Raw genomic sequence first — 17,955 nt, forward strand, 5'->3', positions numbered from 1 at the left:
AAACATAGACATAAAAAAACCGCCTGAGAAGGCGGTTTTGTTTTTTTCCGAACCCGACCTTACAGCGCGATATCTGCGGGCAGATTGGTTTCTTCCTGCGCATGGGCGTCAAGCGGGCGCAGTTGCACCACGTCGGCGACCGGCGTCGTTTTCATCGACGGGATATCGAGTTGCAAAATACGGCTGGTATCGAGCAGCTCTTTCTCGGTGGCTTCTACGTTTCCGTTCAGTTTGGTGCCATAAGACGGAATGATTTCGCGGAATTTAGCCTGCCACTCCGGGCTGGCCGCTTTCTCTTTGAAGACCGTTTCCAGCAACTTCATCATGATCGGAGCCGCCGTTGATGCTCCCGGCGATGCGCCCAGCAACGCGGCGATGCTGCCATCTTGTGCGCTGACCACTTCGGTACCCAGACGCAGAACCCCGCCATGCTTGCCATCTTTTTTGATGACCTGCACACGCTGCCCGGCGACCCAGCGTTTCCAGTCTTTCTGCTCGGCTTGCGGGAAGAACTCCTTCAATGCCGCATGACGATCGTTATCGCTGAGCATCACCTGCCCGACCAGATATTTCACCAGATCGAAGTTACCCATACCGACGTGAGTCATCGGCAGCAGGTTGGAGCTGTTCACGCTGCCAAACAGATCCCACAGGGAACCGTTTTTCAGGAATTTACTGGAGAAAGTGGCGAACGGCCCGAACAACAGAACTTGTTTGCCATCGATGATGCGGGTATCCAGATGCGGCACGGACATCGGCGGTGCGCCGACGGCGGCTTTGCCGTAAACCTTCGCCAGATGACGTTTCACCACGTCCTGATTCTCTGTTACCAGGAACTCGCCGCCCACCGGGAAACCACCGTAGTCACGCGCTTCCGGAATACCGGATTTTTGCAGCAACGTCAGCGACGCCCCGCCCGCACCGATGAACACAAATTTCGCATTCACGACGTGGTGTTTGTGGCTGTGGCTGAGATCGGTGATGGTGACGCGCCAGCTTCTGTCCGGATTACGCTGGATATCGCGCACTTCCTGACCGTTCGCCAGCGTGAAATTGGATTTTTTCTGTAACGCCTCGACCAGCTGGCGGGTTACCTCGCCGAAGTTGACGTCGGTGCCTGCGGTGGTGCGGGTGGCTGCCACTTTTTGCGCCGGATCACGGCCTTCCATGACGGCCGGGATCCACTGTTTGATTTGTTCCGGGTCTTCTGAATATTCCATCCCACGGAACAACGTACTTTCCTGCAACGCGGTAAAACGTTTGCGCAGAAAATCGATGTTTTCATCGCCCCAGACAAAGCTCATGTGCGGCACGCTGTTGATGAAGGAGCGCGGATTATTCAGCACGCCTTTCTGCACCTGATATGCCATGAACTGGCGGGAAACCTGAAACGCTTCGTTGATCGCCACCGCTTTGGTGATATCGACAGATCCGTCCTGCTTCACCGGGGTGTAATTCATTTCTGCCAGCGCGGAATGGCCGGTACCGGCGTTGTTCCAGCCGTTTGAGCTTTCCTGCGCCACGCCGTCCATACGTTCGATCATATGGATCGACCAGTCTGGCTCCAGCTCCTGAAGGTAGGTCCCCAGGGTGGCACTCATAATTCCGCCGCCGACCAGCAATACATCAACGGATTTTTCGTCTTCTGCGGCCGCAGGCTCGCTGGCACCCAGTGAGTCACGGTTGAGAAGCATACCAAGTATCTTTCTCATGACGTCTGTTTCTCTAAATGTTCAGTTCTGTTTTTGGCGATTCGTTTAAGAATATTGTTATGGCTTCGAACAAGAAATTAGCAAAAAAACACGCGGGATCGTTACTGAAACTTCATTTTTTCAAATGACAGCAACGAATATAACATTATCACTACATAATTTAAAAAAGGATTTAACCTTTCAAAAAAAGAGGAGATGCGCCAGACAGATCATCATGCAGGCCGCAGCCTGTCTGGTTTTTCGGAGATTTCAGCCCCTGTTTAGCGCGGATTTTTAGCGTACAAAGAACGCGCAATTCGTGCTAAATCGGGTTGGGGAGGGACAGCGGGCGGAGAGCAAATGTTAAAAAGGCGCGGTTGCCCGCGCCTTTACGATGGTTTTGTTAACAAATCAGATCAGAGCGCGACGTCAGCCACCTGCTTCTGCTCTTCACCCTTTTTCGGAGCAGAAGAGTTGTCAGCCGCCGGAGCCGGTTCTGCCGCTTTCGGCTGCGGGTTGTCGAGCATCAGAACGCGGCTGGTGTCGCCCAGTTCTTTCTCGGTTGCCGCCACGTTGCCGTTCAGTTCGGTGCCGTAAGAAGGGATGATTTCCTTCAGTTTGGCCTGCCATTCTGGCGTCGCGACTTTGTCTTTGAACACTTTTTCCATCAGATGCAGCATGATCGGTGCGGCGGTAGATGCGCCCGGAGAAGCGCCCAGCAGCGCGGTAATGCTGCCATCTTTCGAGCTGACCACTTCGGTGCCAAGGCGCAGAACGCCGCCTTCTTTCTCATCTTTTTTGATGATCTGCACACGCTGACCGGCTTCCCACAAACGCCAGTCTTCTTTCTTCGCATCCGGGAAGTATTCACGCAATGCATCGAAACGGTCGTCGTCGGACAGCATCACCTGGCTGACCAGATATTTCACCAGATCGAAGTTGTCGATGCCCACGTGGGTCATCGGCATGATGTTGGAGAAATTCACGCTGCCGAACAAATCCCACAGGGAACCGTTTTTCAGGAATTTGCTGGAGAAAGTAGCGAACGGCCCGAACAGCAGAACCTGTTTGCCATCCAGGATACGGGTGTCGAGGTGCGGAACGGACATCGGCGGCGAGCCGACAGACGCTTTACCGTACACTTTTGCCAGATGACGTTTCACCACGTCCGGGTTTTCAGTCACCAGGAATTCGCCGCCGACCGGGAAGCCGCCGTAGTTATCCGCTTCAGGAATACCGGATTTTTGCAGTAACGTCAGGGACGCGCCGCCTGCGCCGATAAACACGAATTTGGCTTTGATGACGCTTTCTTTGCCGTCGTTTTTCAGGTCAGCCACGGTGACGTCCCAGGTGTTATCCGGGTTACGTTTGATGTCACGCACTTCATGGCCGAGGCTCAGGGAGAAGTTAGGTTTCTTCTGCAACGAGGCCACCAGCTGGCGGGTAATTTCGCCGAAGTTCACGTCGGTACCGATCGGAATACGGGTCGCAGCGACTTTTTGCGCCGGGTCACGCCCTTCCATCACCAGCGGGATCCACTGTTTGATTTGCGCCGGGTCTTCTGAATATTCCATGCCACGGAACAGCGTGCTTTGTTGCAGCGCCGCAAAACGTTTACGCAGGAAATTGATGTTGTCATCACCCCACACAAAACTCATGTGCGGCGTGCTGTTAATGAAAGAGCGCGGGTTGTGCAGTACGCCGTTCTCAACCTGATAGGTCCAGAACTGACGGGAAATCTGGAAGGATTCGTTGATTTCGACCGCTTTGGAGATATCGATACTGCCGTCGGTTTTTTCCGGCGTGTAGTTCATTTCTGCCAGCGCAGAGTGACCGGTACCGGCGTTGTTCCAGCCGTTGGAGCTTTCCAGTGCCACGCCGTCCAGGCGCTCGACCATGTCGATGGACCAGTCTGGCTCTAATTCCTGAAGGTATGTCCCCAGCGTCGCGCTCATAATGCCGCCGCCGATCAGTAACACATCCACGGGCTTTTCATCTTCTGCGAACGCTGACTGACTGAAGGCAACCACGTTAAGGCAGAGGATCATGGCAAGTAACTTTCTCATGACGTCTGTTTCTCTGAATGTTTAGTTTTAGTTTTGCAGGTGAAAGCTATCCAGATTTCCCCTGGATAAACGAAATCAACAACCCGATGCGGTGGGAAACAAGCGATTATTTCCACAGAGTATGAAAGGACAATAATGGGGAGTAACGAAAACTGCGGTGCAGAACGACAATTCAACCACACAAATGTTACCGATTACTCATATTATCGAGATTTCGTAAACATTTTAACATTGCCGTTACGTGCATTAAAAATAGTTTAATACTTTAAATAATTACATAAGTTAGTTCCGTGACGAAACTATCAGCACGTAACTCATGCGATGCGTGCCTGCAACGTGGCGGCGTGCTGCGCCAGAATGGCTGCCGGGCTGTGGCCGATCAGCATGAAGTTATAGCCCGAATCACGCCAGTAAATGACGTTCATCTTTTGCCGCACTTCGCTCTGCGGCGCCGTATTGCCAGGGTGTTCGCTGCGCGTGATACACAACGCCATCGGGCCGGAACGCGCATCCAGATAGGTGATTTGCGCGATATCATATTCATCGTAATGCAACAGGCGGGCATTTTTAAGCTCCGCGCCCTGCACCACCAGCCCCGCCGGGCTTAACGCAATGCCCAGCGTTTTCTGCACCCGTGAGAGCTGGATTTGCTGCTGCTCCACGGAATCACTGACGTCCGCCAGCGTCTGCGCGGAATACAAAGACATGTAATCGGCCACGCGATCGCGCCAGGTGCTTTCGGCGGGCAAGGTGGTGGAATAGCGCCCGGCAAGCAGGCCGACCGCCAGAAAACTCACTGACGCGGCGATCAGGGCACGACGACTGACGCCGCCGGGGCGGGAAACCGGCGCATCGGGGATGGCATCCAGCGCGGCCTGAAGCCTGCCGACCGGCGCGTCCTGCAACATCAGGCCAAAGGCATCGTGGAAAGGCAAATTACTGCGCGCCATCTGCGCCAGACGCTCGCCGAGCACGTCATCACGCGCCAGTTGCTGATCAAACTGCGCGCGCTGTTTTTCACTCAGACGGTTATCGAGATACGCGACTAACACTTCATCGGAAAATGGCGAAGATAAGGTTTCACCGTTCATTTTTTCTCTCCCTGTCGTGACGACTTACCGGCATGTTGTGCCAGCGTCAGCCGGGCGGATGCCAGACGGCTCATAATGGTGCCGACAGGTACGGACAGCGTCATCGCCGCCTCCTGATAGGTAAAACCTTCGACATACACCAGAAAAACCGCGTTCCGCTGGGCTTCCGGCAGGCGTTTCACCCGCTGCATCACCTGCGTGTGCCAGTGCTTATCTTCGAACGAAAACGCATCGGCCGGCGTATCCAGCTCACTGGCATCGACAAATCCCTGCCCCTGACGCACGTGCTGCGCCCTGAGTTCATTGACCCATATGGAATGCAGAATCGAAAACAGCCAGCGATCGACTCCGGCGCTGTCCACCACGTGCGCGCTGCGTTCCAGCGCACGCACGCAGGTGGACTGCACCAGATCGTCGGCCACATCGCGCTTATGCGATAACACCATCGCATAGCGCCAGAGGCGGGCCAGACACTGGCTCAGTTCGTGACGTAAGTCTGTGGGTGAGATTTATCGTTTCCCCGTTTTCAGGATTCAGGATGCCCGTCAATGGCGGCGCTGAGATCACGATACTCTTCGCAACCGGTGCCGCATAAGCCTTTGATGGTGGCGAGCTGGGCTTTGGCGAGATCGGGACGCCCTTTAATCATATAAGCCTCGCCGAGATATTCCCGGACTTTGGCGTAATTGGCGTCAATGGCGATCGACTTCTGATAATAGCTGATGCCTTCATCGGTGCGCCCGAGTTTACGGGTGGCGTAGCCGCGATAGTTCCACGCCTCTTTGGTGTTCTGATCTTTGAGCGTATTCAGCACGGTCAGCGCTTCCTGATAACGGCCTGTTTTCGCCAGATGATAGGCGTACTGCGTTTTATCCTGATCGGAAATCATGCTGCCTTTATCCACCATACAGCTTTTGGTTTTGCTGTCGTAGATTTGCCCCTTCGGGCAGTCCGGCGTTTTTTTCGCGTCGGAATCGTCGCCCATCGCATGGGCAACGCCCGCGAACAGCAGCAAATTAGCGGCCAGGCAAGCCACTGACAGCGCGTTAACCGTTTTTTTCGTCTTCATGATGATGTCCTGTAAGGTACATATTGATGATTTACGGGCGGCTTTCACTGCCCGGTAACATGCGGCGCAGAATGCCGTCGCGCAGAACGTAATGATGGAAAAGTGCCGCCAGGGCATGCACGCCAGCCAGAATAATCAGCGCCCACGCCACGTTGTTATGCAATGAGCCAAAAGTTTTGGTCATCACGCTGTCGAAATTGAAAACATCCGGGATCGGAAATAAACCGAAGAAATAGAAAGGCTCGGCCTGCGACCAGCGGAATAAAAAGCCCAGGGTGATCTGCGCCACCAGCAGTAAATAGAGCGCCAGATGGGTCAGGTGCGAAGCAGCTTTCAGCAGCGTGGGCATGGCAATCGGTTTCTGTTTGCTGCGCCCCGTGCTGACGGTGAACAGCCGCCACAGCAGACGCCCGACAATGATCGCCGCCAGCAGAATGCCTACCGAGATATGCACGGATTGCAGCCCTTTACGCAGTGGCGTACCGCGCTCCAGCAGTTCCCAGATGTGCGCGCTGGCAAACAGAAAGACCACGGCCAGCGCCGTCAGCCAGTGCAGAAGGATGGTCAGCCCGTCGTAACGGCTGCGAAGAACAGAAGAAGAATTTTGCATAAGAACGGTACCCGTCAGTGTTCGATATGAAGGTAAACACCTGAGCACGGTTTTTTATTCGATGAAAAGAGAAAAATTTTCAAATGATTGGAAACTGAGCGACCGGCGTGACCGCCCACAGTCAGCGTAATAAAATTCCGAAGCGGGAAAAAATGATACTCACGTGGGTGAAAAATCGCCTATATATAGATTCAGGGCGGCAGATATTCCCTGACCTGACGCCGAAATTTCACATTGAACCGCGCAAAATATCAGGGTCAGTACAATAAAGATTTATTCCGGGTAGCCGATAACCGTAACGGGCGCTTTATACGTCAAAGGCTGCGCCAGCAATTTATGATTAATGAATTATGAGGTGTGGCAGGTGAGCGAAGTACCCAAAGAGTCGTTTGCTAAGCGTAACACGCTGGCAATATTGTCCGTTTTACGGGATCTGAAAAAAAACCAGACGCTGGTGATGGTCACCCATTCCCGTGGGCAATTTATCAGTAAAATACTGGACGTGAATGCCGACGGTCATCAGTTCTTATTCGATCTGGGCAGTTCTGATTATGAAAACGGTCTGGCGATGGCCGCAGACACGCTGAGTTTTGTCGCTGAGCCTGCGGGTGCCAAAGTGGAATTCGCCTGCGGAAAAGTGCGTCAGGTCACCTACGACGGCCTGCCTACGTTTATCTGTGATATTCCGCCGGTTCTCTATTTCATTCAACGCCGTGAATATTTCCGCGTGAGCGTACCCTGGCTGCCGGATTACCGTTGCAGCGGTAAATTAGCCGATGCCAGTGACTTTGCTTACCGGGTCAGGGATATTTCCCTTGGCGGTCTGGGGCTGGAGATTGATGGCACCACTCTGCCGGAAATTGCCTCGGGCGAAGTGCTGAAAGATTCGCTGATCCAGCTGGCGGAACTCGGCACCTTTAAACTGGATTTGCAGTATATCGGTTCGATGCCGCGTAAATCGGTGAGCAATAAAGGCGAAACGGTCAGCACCCAGCGGCTGAGCTTTAAGTTTCCGCGTTTGTCACCCGCGCAGGAACGCGACCTGCAACGGGCTATTTTCGAGCTGGAAAAACAACAGCATATAAAAGCGAAGCGTTTCCAGCACGATTAAATACCGGCCAGAAACGTCGGATCAGATAAACATACCGCCTGAAGCTTCGACCCGCTGGGCGGTCATCCAGCCCGCCTCATCACTGAGCATGAGCGCCACCATATCCCCGATATCATCCGGCAATCCGGCGCGGCCCAGCGCAGTGTTACCGGCCACCATTTTATTGACCTCAGGATTGTCGCGAACCATTCCGCCGCTGAAATCCGTTTCAATCGCGCCGGGTGCCAGCACGTTGACGGTAATACCGCGCGCGCCAAGTTCTTTTGCCTGATAACGGGTCAGCACTTCCACCGCGCCTTTCATGATGGCGTAAGCGGAAGAGCCCGGCAGCGCAAAACGCGCCAGCCCGCTGGATACGTTCAGAATACGGCCTCCGTCAGCCATCAGAGGCAACAGTTTTTGTGTCAGGAAAAACGGCCCTTTCAGGTGGATGTTCATCATCAAATCGAACTGCGCTTCGGTGGTTTTGGCGAAAGACTCGTGCAGCCCGACGCCCGCATTGTTCACCAGAAAATCAAAGGTATCGCGCTGCCAGATCTGCTGAAGCTGGTGGCTGACGCCGGTAACAAACGCATCAAAGCTGCTGCTGTCTCCGGCATCGAGCTTAAGCGCCACAGCCTTGCCGCCCAGCGCCTCGACCGATTTCACTACCGCCTGCGCGGCGTCCTGCTGGCTGTGGTAAGTCAAAATGATATCCACGCCCTTTTTTGCCAGCTTTTCAACGGCATTCTTGCCTAAACCACGGCTTGCACCGGTCACTATCGCGATTTTACGGTTCATTCCAGACCTCATCATGTTTATGTCACTGCTGCATTGGATGAAATCCAGCCTATTGGATTACGCGCGCGTGATAAATGCCCCATAATGAGTTTCACTGTCTCATTTCAAACAACAATTGGGTAAAATGTGGATAAAATACAATCGATGCAGGTTTTCGTGCGTGTCGCCGAACTGAGCAATTTTACCCGCGCCGCCGAAAGTCTGGGGTTGCCGAAGGGCAGTGTCTCGCGTCTGGTGCAGCAACTGGAAACCCGGATGTCTGCCCGCTTGCTGCACCGCTCGACGCGCCGCGTACAACTGACACAAGACGGTCAGGTGTTTTATCAGCGCTGCAAAGAGCTGCTGGCCAATATGGAAGAGCTGGAATCGATGTTTCAGTCGAATCCGGCCAGCGTCAGCGGGCGGCTGCGGGTGGATATGTCGGTCGGCATGGCTACGCATCTGGTGTTGCCACGGCTGGCGGAATTTCTCAACCGCTACCCGGCGCTGGAAATCGAACTGAGCAGCACCGATCACCGCGTGGATGTGGTGCGCGAAGGGTTTGACTGTGTGATCCGCTCCGGCACGCTGAAAGATTCCGGGCTGATTGCCCGCCCGCTCGGCGCTCTCAGCATGATTAACTGCGCCAGCCCCGGCTATCTGCAACGCTACGGCACGCCTGAGCACCCTGAACAGCTGGCCCATCACGCGATGGTGCATTACCAGCAAACGCTCGGCAGCCACAGTGATGTCTTTGAGTATCTGGACGGCAAACAGCTGAAAACCATCAGGAGCGGTGGCGCGGTGACGGTCAACAGCACGGAAACCTACGTCGCCGCCTGTCTTGCGGGTCTGGGCATCATTCAGGTGCCGCTGATGGGCGTACGTGACGCGCTTGCAAACGGCCAGCTGGTCAGTGTCCTGCCGCAATACTGCGCGCCGCCGATGCCGGTCACGCTGGTCTATCCGCACCGCCTTAACCTGTCGCGGCGGGTGAAAGTGTTCATGGACTGGCTGACAGAAATATCCCAAACGTTCATTGCCTGAGCGGTTAAACCGCTGCCCCGTCGCCTGAGCCGCTCAGGTGTCTATACTTAGGGCTGGATGCACTTTTAAGGACAACATGGATCAATGCCCCTCATTTCAAAAGAAGACCTTTCAAAAAACGCCGCGGCTGAGCAGGAAGAAGCGACGCCGCTGATTAACATCAAAACCGGCAATCACACGGTGGATAAAAACATCGGCAGATTTTCGCACCTGGTGGAACACGTCAAATCCTGGGGATGGGTGGCGCATCTGCTGCGCACCACCGAGCGGTTTAATGATCGCCTCGGCAGCCAGTTTGGTGCGGCGATCACTTATTTCTCGTTCCTGTCGCTGATCCCGATTTTGATGGTGTCGTTCGCCGCCGTCGGTTTTGTTTTGGCCTCGAACCCGGATTTGCTGGCGGAGCTTATCAATAAGATCGTCAACAGCATCAGCGACCCTAATCTGGCGGCCACGCTGAAAAGTACGGTGAACACGGCGATTCAGCAACGTACCGCGGTGGGTTTATCCGGGCTGCTGATTGCGTTGTATTCCGGCATCAGCTGGATGGGGAATTTACGTGAAGCGATCCGCGCACAGTCGCGTGATGTCTGGGAGCGTAACCCGCAGGATCAGGAGAAAATCTACCGCCGCTATTTCCGTGACTTCGTCTCGCTGACTGGTCTGGTTCTGGCGTTGATCATCACCCTGTCGCTGACCTCCATTGCCGGTTCGGCGCAAAAATCCATTGTGGATGCGCTGGGGCTGGGCGGAATCGAGTGGCTCAGGCCGGTGATGACCAGCATCGCGCTGGTGATTTCCATTGCGGCCAACTATCTGTTGTTCCTGTGGATATTCTGGATGCTGCCGCGTCATAAACCGCGTAAAAAAGCCCTGCTGCGCGGAACGCTGCTGGCGGCGATCGGTTTTGAGGTGATCAAATTTGTGATGACCATGACGCTGCCGCGCCTGGCGACCTCGCCGTCCGGTGCCGCCTTTGGTTCGGTGATCGGCCTGATGGCGTTCTTCTATTTCTTCGCCCGCCTGACGCTGTTTGTCGCCGCATGGATTGCCACTGCGCAGTACAAAGACGATCCGCGCATGCCAGATCGCAAAGATAAAGCCGCGCAGAAAGCAAAAGGGACAACGGTAAACGACAGTGAATACTCGCCTGACCATGTCATCGTGCCAGACGAAATACATATCGCAGACGTTAATACTGATACCAAAGTACAAAAGCAGTGATTAGCACTGAAATAGTCTCTGCGTTACCCTGAAAACCAGAATAACTGACTGAGGCATGCACTTTTATTTTGCCGTTTTCCAGTCAGTTACTCTGCATTTCATCTGTTCCCCGAACTTATGAAGGGTGAAACAGGATGTTAATAAAACAATCGCCCGATCCCGCCTGAAATGCCCTTTTCCCTGCGCCCTGCCGCGTTGAAATGCCGTCGCGCTCTGCTTAAGATGCCTTTTCGCTATACATTTATTTACATTAGTTCCCTCTCACTCATTACAAATAAGAAACACTTATGCAAGCCACTATCACTCCAGAATTAGAAGCTGACGCGCACCTGGTGAGTCAGAACTCCCGCGGCAAAGTCATCGTGGCATCGCTAATCGGTACGGCCATCGAATTTTTCGACTTTTACATCTACGCGACCGCCGCCGTCATTGTGTTCCCGCATATCTTCTTCCCGCAGGGCGACCCGACGGCCGCCACGCTACAGTCACTCGCTACTTTTGCCATCGCCTTTATTGCACGTCCGATCGGCTCTGCGCTGTTTGGTCACTTCGGCGACCGCGTTGGCCGTAAGGTCACGCTGGTGGCCTCATTGCTGACCATGGGCGTGTCCACGGTGGTCATCGGCCTGCTGCCGACTTACGCCACCATTGGCGTGTTCGCACCGATGCTGCTGGCACTGGCGCGCTTTGGTCAGGGTCTGGGTCTGGGCGGTGAATGGGGCGGTGCGGCATTACTCGCCACCGAGAATGCGCCACCGAAAAAACGCGCGCTCTACGGCTCTTTCCCGCAACTCGGCGCGCCGATCGGCTTCTTCTTTGCTAACGGCATGTTCCTGCTGCTGTCGTGGCTGCTGACTGACGAACAGTTCATTTCCTGGGGCTGGCGCGTGCCGTTCCTGCTCTCCGCCGTGCTGGTACTGGTCGGTCTGTACGTTCGCGTTTCGCTGCATGAAACGCCGGTGTTTGCGAAAATCGCCAAAGCCGGTAAACAGGTCAAAGTGCCTATCGGCACGCTGTTCACTCAATACAAAAAAGCAACGATCCTCGGCACTTTCATCATGGTGGCAACTTACACGCTGTTCTACATCATGACCGTGTATTCACTCGGTTACGGCACTGCCGCAAAACCTGTCGGGTTGGGCATTCCGCGTAATGAGTTCCTGCTGATGCTGATGCTTGGGGTGATCGGATTTGGCGTGATGGTGCCGATTGCCGGCCAACTGGCTGACAAATTTGGCCGTCGCAAAACCATGATTTGCATTACGCTGCTGATGATTGTTTTCGCGCTGAGCTTCCCGACGATTCTGGGTTCCGGCTCGCAGGCACTGGTGATGGTGTTCCTGCTGTGCGGATTCATGGTGATGGGCCTGACTTTCGGCCCGATGGGGGCTTTGCTGCCGGAACTGTTCCCGACGGAAGTTCGCTATACCGGCGCATCCTTCTCCTATAATGTGTCTTCGATACTGGGTGCGTCCGTTGCGCCGTACATCGCCACCTGGCTGGCAACCCATTACGGGTTGTTCTATGTGGGCGTTTATCTGGCCTTTATGGCAACGCTGACGTTAATTGCGCTGCTGCTGTCCAAAGAAACCGCCCATCAGTCACTGTAACTGACCTGGACACCGTGCCCGGTATGCGCCCGGCACGGTGCCTTCTGCGAAGGTTTCTTATGCGCTTACGACGATTGATTCTGCCTGCCCTGCTTCTGCTTATCGTGATTGCCGCCGCTTTCTGGTTCTTCTGGCCTCACACCTCAAATCCTAATGCTCTGTGGAATATCATCAGTCAGAAATGCGTGCCTAATCAGCGCAGCAGCGGAAAACCCGCGCCTTGTGCGCAGGTCGATGAACAGCAGGGATTTGTGGTACTGAAAGATTTGAACGGCCCGTTGCAGTATTTACTGATGCCCAGTGCGCGGATCACCGGCATGGAAAGCCCGGCACTGCTGGAACCGGCCACGCCGAATTTCTTCAGTCAGGCCTGGAGTGCGCGGCATTTTATGGCGGAGAAATACGGAAAACCGATCGACGACAGTAATGTCTCACTGGCGATCAACTCACAATACGGACGGTCGCAGAACCAGCTGCATATCCATATTTCCTGTCTGCTGCCACAGGTCAAAGCCACGCTGATTAAAGACAGCGCGCAGCTCGGATACGACTGGCAGACACTGCCTGATCAACTCCTCGGCCACACCTATCTGGCACGCAAAGTCACCCCCTCTGAGCTGAATCAGCGAGGGGCTTTCCGCATTCTGGCCGCTGGCGTGCCGGGCGCCGATAAAAAGATGGGGCATTTCGGTATGGCGATGGTCAGCCTGCAAGGCGGCGATTACCTGCTGCTGGCAAGCGAACGTGACTTACTGAAACTCAATAACGCCTCCACCGAGGAGATCCAGGACCATGACTGCAAGGTGCTGGATCCTGTGCCTCAGTGATTCAGATAAACAGCGCGGGAGACATGCCGAAACGCAATAATTTCCGGCAACCTGCGCTGGCAACCTGGCAGCAGCGTAACAGGCTGCGCCAGGGTTGCTGATATCGCCCGTTTACTAACATCACTTCTCTTTCATTTGCTGCAAGATCGGGCCGCACTGGTTTTCTGCGCTGTCGCTTGGGGAAATCAGTGCCAGCAGAGCAGCCGCCGGGGCAACGACGGCCCCGAGAGCGACGGCGGCTGCGCCACGGGCAATCAGCGGCCCCGGTTTGACACCGGCATCCGGATTTTTATAGGTTCCGCGCACGTACAACGGTGAACGCAAGGTCAGCACGCGCAGGCCCTTACTTTCCGGGTCGATGGTCAGATCCAGACGTTCGGTTGCCATATTGGTGCTGCCGGTGATGGTGATCACCGCATTCTCAGTGTCGAACACGAACAGACGTGGCGTCACCAGCCCGTTTTTGATGTTGACGTTGGCCGCAGCGCAGTTAATAGCCACTTCGTCATCGCCGAACAGTTTCCCGACCAGATAATTCCCCACGTTCAGCCCCGCCAGTTCCATCAGGCTGCGGCTGACTACGCCGTCATTTATCAGGATTTTCATATCACCGTTGCTGGTGCCCAGCAGCGCGGCGACGGAATTACCGGTACCGGTGAGCGTCGCATCACCGTTCAGATCCCCCAGACTGCGTTCCATGGATTCCATTTTTGGCAGCAGCTGTTTCAGTTTCAGATGGCGGGCATGCAGATCCGCACGCGCCCGCATCGGCGATTTATCCCCTTCCAGCCTGATGGTGGAATTGAGATTACCGCCCGCCACACCGAAGCGCAGAGGGTCGAGCAGGATAACGCTGTTGTTAAGTTTCAGATGGGTACTCAAATCGCTGAGCGGCAGAGATTCGCCATGTTCAATGCGTTTTGCGCTGAACTTCACGTCAGCATCCATCGCGCCCCAGGATTTGGTATCGAACTTCTCGACCGGCAGCACTTTGTCAGAAGGCTGACGCGTCGTCTCACCGCGTTTCGCTTTCTCTTTATTGGAATCGGCCCCGATAAGCGGTGCCAGATCGGCAAAGCGCAGCTGTTTAGACACCACTTCGCCGGTCAGTTTCGGACGCGGCTTACTCGCCTGATAAGTCAGGGAACCGTGGATGTCGCTGTCGCCAATTTCACCGTTAAAGTTTTGATAACGATAAATTGCGCCGTTTTTATCGTGCAACGTCGCCGATAAATGACCATCAGTGGAATACGGCGGCGTTTGCGGTAAGAGCACGCCGGTCAGGCCATACAAATCAGACAGCGTCTGGCCGGAGAACTTCAGGCGTAAATCCAGACCGCCGAGGTTCATCGGATCCTGCAATGTCCCGGCGACGGCCACGCGGGTATTCCCGGAGCGGACGTCTGCCTGTAACGGGAACAACGCATCTGCGTCTTTCAGCGCCAGCATCCCGCCGATTTTCCCGCTGCCGGAGAGCGATTCACCGTTGTATTTGCCGTCCACTTTCCAGCCAAACACGAACGGCGGCGTTTTGCTTTTCGGTGCGTCTTTTTTATCGCCGGTAACTTCGGTGAACGGCAATGGTTTGTCCAGCGGATCAATCACTGCGCGAAAATCGGCTTTCATCACGGCATCTTTGTAATCAATCTGCCCGAGATCAAAGACGATGTCGTTGAGGGTAAACGACCAGGCTGACGGTGGCTGTGCCGGGTCTTTCTGATCACTGTTGGCAAGATTGAACGTCCAGTTATTTTTGCCGTTGGCTAAACGCAGCAGCGAGGCATCCGGCTGTTTCAGCCAAATCCTCGGGATCAGCACTTCTTTATGCAGTAACGCCAGCGGCGCGATGCTGGCGTCTACGCGGGTAAGTTTCACCATCTGCGCATCTTTCTCACCGCCCTGCACATCTGCCGGATTCCCCAGCACAATGTCTTCGGCATGGATGTGCGGCCACGGAACCCACGCACGCCAGCCCGCCTCGTCTTTCTGGCGTGACCAGTCCACACCCAAATCGCCACGGATCGCGAACGTACGGTTCAGCTCAGCGCTGACTTTTTGATTGATCGTAGGTTTGAGGCGATTCCAGTCAAACATCGCGATGAAAATAACGATGGCGATCAGCAGAATAATAATCACACCGGCAATCCACGAGATCACCTTACCTGTGCGCGTCATAAACGGGTTCCTTTCAGACAGTTAACGAATTCCAGAGTTTAAACATAGTTGAATTCGCCTCAGCTTGCCTGAAACGGTGCAGAAGAAACGGAGAGGTGCGGAAGGAAGAGAAAGGCATAAATCAAATAAAATCAGGGCGATAACAATGTATCACACCACTGCAACCCGTCCGGCATTTTGAGGCTTGCCTGTACAAAGTTTGGTGTGATTCATTATTCTTCGAAATGTATTGGCAGATTATCCAGCCCGTCGAAAGTGGCCGGACGCGCCAGGTAGTACCCCTGCGCCGCCAGCGCATCAGACTGGCGTACCATCGCCCACTCGGCGGCAGTTTCCACGCCTTCAATAATCACGCCTTTGCTGTAGCGGTTCATCAGCGTCACCAGCGTATAGAAGAGTCGCGAGCCCTCTTCGCTCTGGCACAGCAGAATAAACAGGTCGCGGGCGATTTTGATGTACTCGTAATGCCAGGTCGTGAAAGACGAGAAGTTTGCGATGCCCTGACCGAAATCATCCAGCCACAGACGATCGGACTGTTCGATTTGCGACAGCGGAATACTCAGCGCATTTTCAGCACTTTCGACCAGCTCAAACCGGACGTATGGCATCGCACTGATTTGCGCGCGCAAAGAGGACTCCGATTGCAGCATCTCCAGCACCTGACCATCGACGTTAATGGACGCCAGCAGGCCGTTATCAATGAACAAGCGCTGCCAGCGCTGCAAAAGATCGAGCTGCTCCTGCACGATTTGCAGGCGTTTGCCTACGGCGATCGCGACGAAGTAATGCTCAGGCGAAATAAATTTCTGCGGCTCGGCCGGGTGGAAAATGCCGGTCAGCAATTCAATACCCAGTAATTTTCCAGTTGTACGGTAAATGGGCTGAAAACGGTACACTCTCTGACATTGACGCCAGTATGACTGTGCTTTTACGCGCTCAAGCGCGGTAAAAGAAGGCGTAATCAGCCCTAACATCATCTTAGTTATCATATTTTTCTGCCGTCATGAATAAGAGTCAGATAATCAGGGACATGCGGCAACATGTCTTCCGCGACTACAATGTATGACGTGCCGACAAGGTAGTTCGATTTCCTGGCTTTCTTTTGTAGAGATATCTATCGGCGCAGCGCGCAGAAACTTTAATCACTCCGCATTTCCCTCTTTCTTCTTGCCTGTAAATCCCTCATTGCGCGCTGGAAGTTCTTTTGTGCAGGCTCTACATTGGAGGTCGTTTAACACGTCATTAACCCCACCTTCCCGAGACGGAGAGAAAAAATGCCTTACGTAAACATCAAAATCACCCGCGATGGCGCGACCGCCGAACAGAAAAAAGCGCTGATCGCAGGCGTGACTCAGTTGCTGGTCGATACGCTGGGGAAAAATCCGGCGACAACGACGGTGATCATCGATGAAATCGATACGGATAACTGGGGGCTGGGAGGGCGTCCGGTGACCGAACTGCGTAACGAAGCTAAATAACACGTCTTTACCCTGACATCAGATGGAAGCCCCGTGGCTTCCACTTTCATATCGCTTACATCCCTTTTTTCGATCTTCCTCGTAAAAAATAAAACCTCGTTTTAATTTAATTGACTGACCGCATTCTTATGAAGAGACTAGAGCGCAATAATGACGGACTTTTCTTCTCTTTCGTTTTAATGCTTCAGACATAGGCCAGGTAAAATGACTCGTAAAAACATTGCCGTTATCGGCGAATGCATGATCGAATTGTCACAAAAAGGCGATGCCCTTCATCGTGGTTTTGGTGGCGATACGCTGAATACGTCTGTGTATATCGCCCGCCAGGTGTCTCCTGATGCGCTGAACGTGCATTACGTGACGGCGCTGGGCAATGACAGTTTCAGTAATGAGATGCTGCAGGCGTGGCAGCAGGAAGGGGTTCATACCGATCTGACCCAGCGTCTGGAAAACAAACTGCCTGGCCTGTACGTGATTGAGACGGATGACACCGGCGAGCGCACTTTCTACTACTGGCGCAACGACGCCGCAGCGCGTTACTGGCTGGACAGCCCGCAGTCTGAAGAGATTTGTCAGGCACTGGCGAAATTCGATTATCTCTATCTGAGCGGCATCAGCCTGGCGATCCTCAATGACCCAAGCCGCGACCGCCTGATGACCCTGCTGAAAGCCTGCCGTGCACGCGGCGGTAAGGTCATTTTCGACAACAACTACCGTCCGCGTCTGTGGGCCAGTAAAGAACAGACGCAGTCCGCCTACAACGCCATGCTTTCCTGCACCGATATCGCCTTCCTGACGCTCGATGATGAAGACATGTTGTGGGGTGAAAAACCTTATGAAGACGTTATTGCCCGCACGCACGCACTGGGCGTCAGCGAAGTGGTGGTGAAACGCGGTGCAGACAGCTGCATCGTGTCCAGCGCGGAAGGCGAGCTGCACGATGTGCCCGCCGTGAAATTACCGAAAGAGAAAGTGGTGGATACTACGGCAGCCGGTGACTCCTTCAGCGCAGGCTACCTGGCGGTGCGCCTGACCGGCGGAAGCGCAGTGGAAGCCGCTGTACGCGGGCATGAAACAGCAAGCACCGTGATTCAGCATCGCGGGGCGATCATTCCGATGGAGTTTATGCCAGAGCGGGCATAAGGGCAGTTTTTCACCTGCAATGAGGACCGGGCGGCAAGACTGTGAAAGTGTCGG

At 54.4% G+C, this 17,955-nt stretch carries 17 protein-coding genes; 7 read left to right on the top strand and 10 right to left on the bottom strand.

Going from position 1 to position 17,955, the window contains the following annotated elements:
* Nucleotides 1–59: 59 nt before the first annotated feature.
* From mqo to ABSH60_RS08885, 6 genes are all read right to left on the bottom strand, one after another.
* Nucleotides 60–1,712, bottom strand: coding sequence for a malate dehydrogenase (quinone) (mqo, locus tag ABSH60_RS08860; protein ID WP_390973607.1), 1,653 nt, complete (start codon nucleotides 1,710–1,712; stop codon nucleotides 60–62).
* Between the two features lie 395 nt (nucleotides 1,713–2,107).
* Complete coding sequence (locus ABSH60_RS08865; protein WP_122097227.1) at nucleotides 2,108–3,757, bottom strand: malate:quinone oxidoreductase; 1,650 nt, start codon at nucleotides 3,755–3,757, stop codon at nucleotides 2,108–2,110.
* A 314-nt stretch (nucleotides 3,758–4,071) separates the two neighbouring features.
* Nucleotides 4,072–4,848 carry an anti-sigma factor gene (locus ABSH60_RS08870; protein WP_122097226.1) on the bottom strand — a complete coding sequence of 259 codons (777 nt, stop codon included), beginning with the start codon at nucleotides 4,846–4,848 and terminating at the stop codon, nucleotides 4,072–4,074.
* Nucleotides 4,845–5,294, bottom strand: a complete 450-nt coding sequence (locus ABSH60_RS08875) for a sigma-70 family RNA polymerase sigma factor (RefSeq protein WP_238485181.1) — start codon at nucleotides 5,292–5,294, stop codon at nucleotides 4,845–4,847. The genes ABSH60_RS08870 and ABSH60_RS08875 overlap by 4 nt, the downstream gene beginning before the upstream one ends.
* Before the next feature lie 80 nt (nucleotides 5,295–5,374).
* A complete protein-coding gene (locus ABSH60_RS08880; RefSeq protein WP_056775682.1) occupies nucleotides 5,375–5,917 on the bottom strand; it encodes a M48 family metallopeptidase in 543 nt (180 codons plus the stop codon).
* A 31-nt stretch (nucleotides 5,918–5,948) separates the two neighbouring features.
* Complete coding sequence (locus ABSH60_RS08885; protein ID WP_390973610.1) at nucleotides 5,949–6,527, bottom strand: cytochrome b/b6 domain-containing protein; 579 nt, start codon at nucleotides 6,525–6,527, stop codon at nucleotides 5,949–5,951.
* 364 nt (nucleotides 6,528–6,891) lie between these two features.
* Here ABSH60_RS08885 and ABSH60_RS08890 point away from each other — a divergent pair, with 364 nt between their 5' ends.
* On the top strand, nucleotides 6,892–7,638 hold the full coding sequence (locus tag ABSH60_RS08890; RefSeq protein ID WP_056777153.1) for a flagellar brake protein: 747 nt from the start codon (nucleotides 6,892–6,894) through the stop codon (nucleotides 7,636–7,638).
* Nucleotides 7,639–7,659: 21 nt separating this feature from the next.
* Here ABSH60_RS08890 and ABSH60_RS08895 read toward each other — a convergent pair whose 3' ends face one another.
* Nucleotides 7,660–8,418 carry an SDR family NAD(P)-dependent oxidoreductase gene (locus ABSH60_RS08895; protein ID WP_122097222.1) on the bottom strand — a complete coding sequence of 253 codons (759 nt, stop codon included), beginning with the start codon at nucleotides 8,416–8,418 and terminating at the stop codon, nucleotides 7,660–7,662.
* Nucleotides 8,419–8,544: 126 nt separating this feature from the next.
* Between ABSH60_RS08895 and ABSH60_RS08900 the strand changes: the two genes are divergently transcribed.
* From ABSH60_RS08900 to ABSH60_RS08915, 4 genes are all read left to right on the top strand, one after another.
* The gene (locus tag ABSH60_RS08900) at nucleotides 8,545–9,444 is read left to right on the top strand and encodes a LysR substrate-binding domain-containing protein (protein WP_390973613.1); all 900 of its coding nucleotides are present in this window, start codon (nucleotides 8,545–8,547) and stop codon (nucleotides 9,442–9,444) included.
* A gap of 84 nt (nucleotides 9,445–9,528) precedes the next feature.
* The gene (gene yhjD / locus ABSH60_RS08905; protein ID WP_056775691.1) at nucleotides 9,529–10,668 is read left to right on the top strand and encodes an inner membrane protein YhjD; all 1,140 of its coding nucleotides are present in this window, start codon (nucleotides 9,529–9,531) and stop codon (nucleotides 10,666–10,668) included.
* Nucleotides 10,669–10,955: 287 nt separating this feature from the next.
* Entirely contained in the window at nucleotides 10,956–12,278 is a 1,323-nt protein-coding gene (locus ABSH60_RS08910) for an MFS transporter (RefSeq protein WP_056775693.1), read from the top strand.
* A gap of 59 nt (nucleotides 12,279–12,337) precedes the next feature.
* Nucleotides 12,338–13,105: a CDP-diacylglycerol diphosphatase gene (locus ABSH60_RS08915; RefSeq protein ID WP_056775696.1), complete on the top strand. Its 768-nt coding sequence runs from the start codon at nucleotides 12,338–12,340 to the stop codon at nucleotides 13,103–13,105.
* A 1-nt stretch (nucleotide 13,106) separates the two neighbouring features.
* Here the strand turns inward: ABSH60_RS08915 and ABSH60_RS08920 are convergent, their stop codons facing one another.
* The 3 genes from ABSH60_RS08920 to pdeH all read right to left on the bottom strand — a co-directional run bounded on the left by ABSH60_RS08920 (nucleotide 13,107) and on the right by pdeH (nucleotide 16,269).
* Nucleotides 13,107–13,229, bottom strand: a complete 123-nt coding sequence (locus tag ABSH60_RS08920) for a hypothetical protein (protein WP_390973616.1) — start codon at nucleotides 13,227–13,229, stop codon at nucleotides 13,107–13,109.
* Nucleotides 13,226–15,280 carry an AsmA family protein gene (locus tag ABSH60_RS08925; protein WP_390973618.1) on the bottom strand — a complete coding sequence of 685 codons (2,055 nt, stop codon included), beginning with the start codon at nucleotides 15,278–15,280 and terminating at the stop codon, nucleotides 13,226–13,228. Before ABSH60_RS08925 ends, ABSH60_RS08920 begins: the two co-directional genes overlap by 4 nt.
* A gap of 212 nt (nucleotides 15,281–15,492) precedes the next feature.
* Nucleotides 15,493–16,269, bottom strand: a complete 777-nt coding sequence (pdeH, locus tag ABSH60_RS08930; RefSeq protein WP_056775700.1) for a cyclic-guanylate-specific phosphodiesterase — start codon at nucleotides 16,267–16,269, stop codon at nucleotides 15,493–15,495.
* A 252-nt stretch (nucleotides 16,270–16,521) separates the two neighbouring features.
* On the opposite strand from pdeH, the gene ABSH60_RS08935 reads away from it, so the two are divergent.
* Both ABSH60_RS08935 and ABSH60_RS08940 read left to right on the top strand, forming a co-directional pair.
* Nucleotides 16,522–16,758: a 4-oxalocrotonate tautomerase family protein gene (locus tag ABSH60_RS08935; RefSeq protein WP_305775608.1), complete on the top strand. Its 237-nt coding sequence runs from the start codon at nucleotides 16,522–16,524 to the stop codon at nucleotides 16,756–16,758.
* A gap of 204 nt (nucleotides 16,759–16,962) precedes the next feature.
* Nucleotides 16,963–17,901 (top strand): sugar kinase, encoded by a 939-nt coding sequence (locus ABSH60_RS08940; protein ID WP_136375766.1) that lies wholly within the window; start codon nucleotides 16,963–16,965, stop codon nucleotides 17,899–17,901.
* The last annotated feature ends 54 nt before the right edge of the window (nucleotides 17,902–17,955 follow it).

Source organism: Rahnella sp. R3(2024) (genome assembly GCF_042920125.1).
Classification (GTDB): Bacteria; Pseudomonadota; Gammaproteobacteria; order Enterobacterales; family Enterobacteriaceae; genus Rahnella; species Rahnella rivi.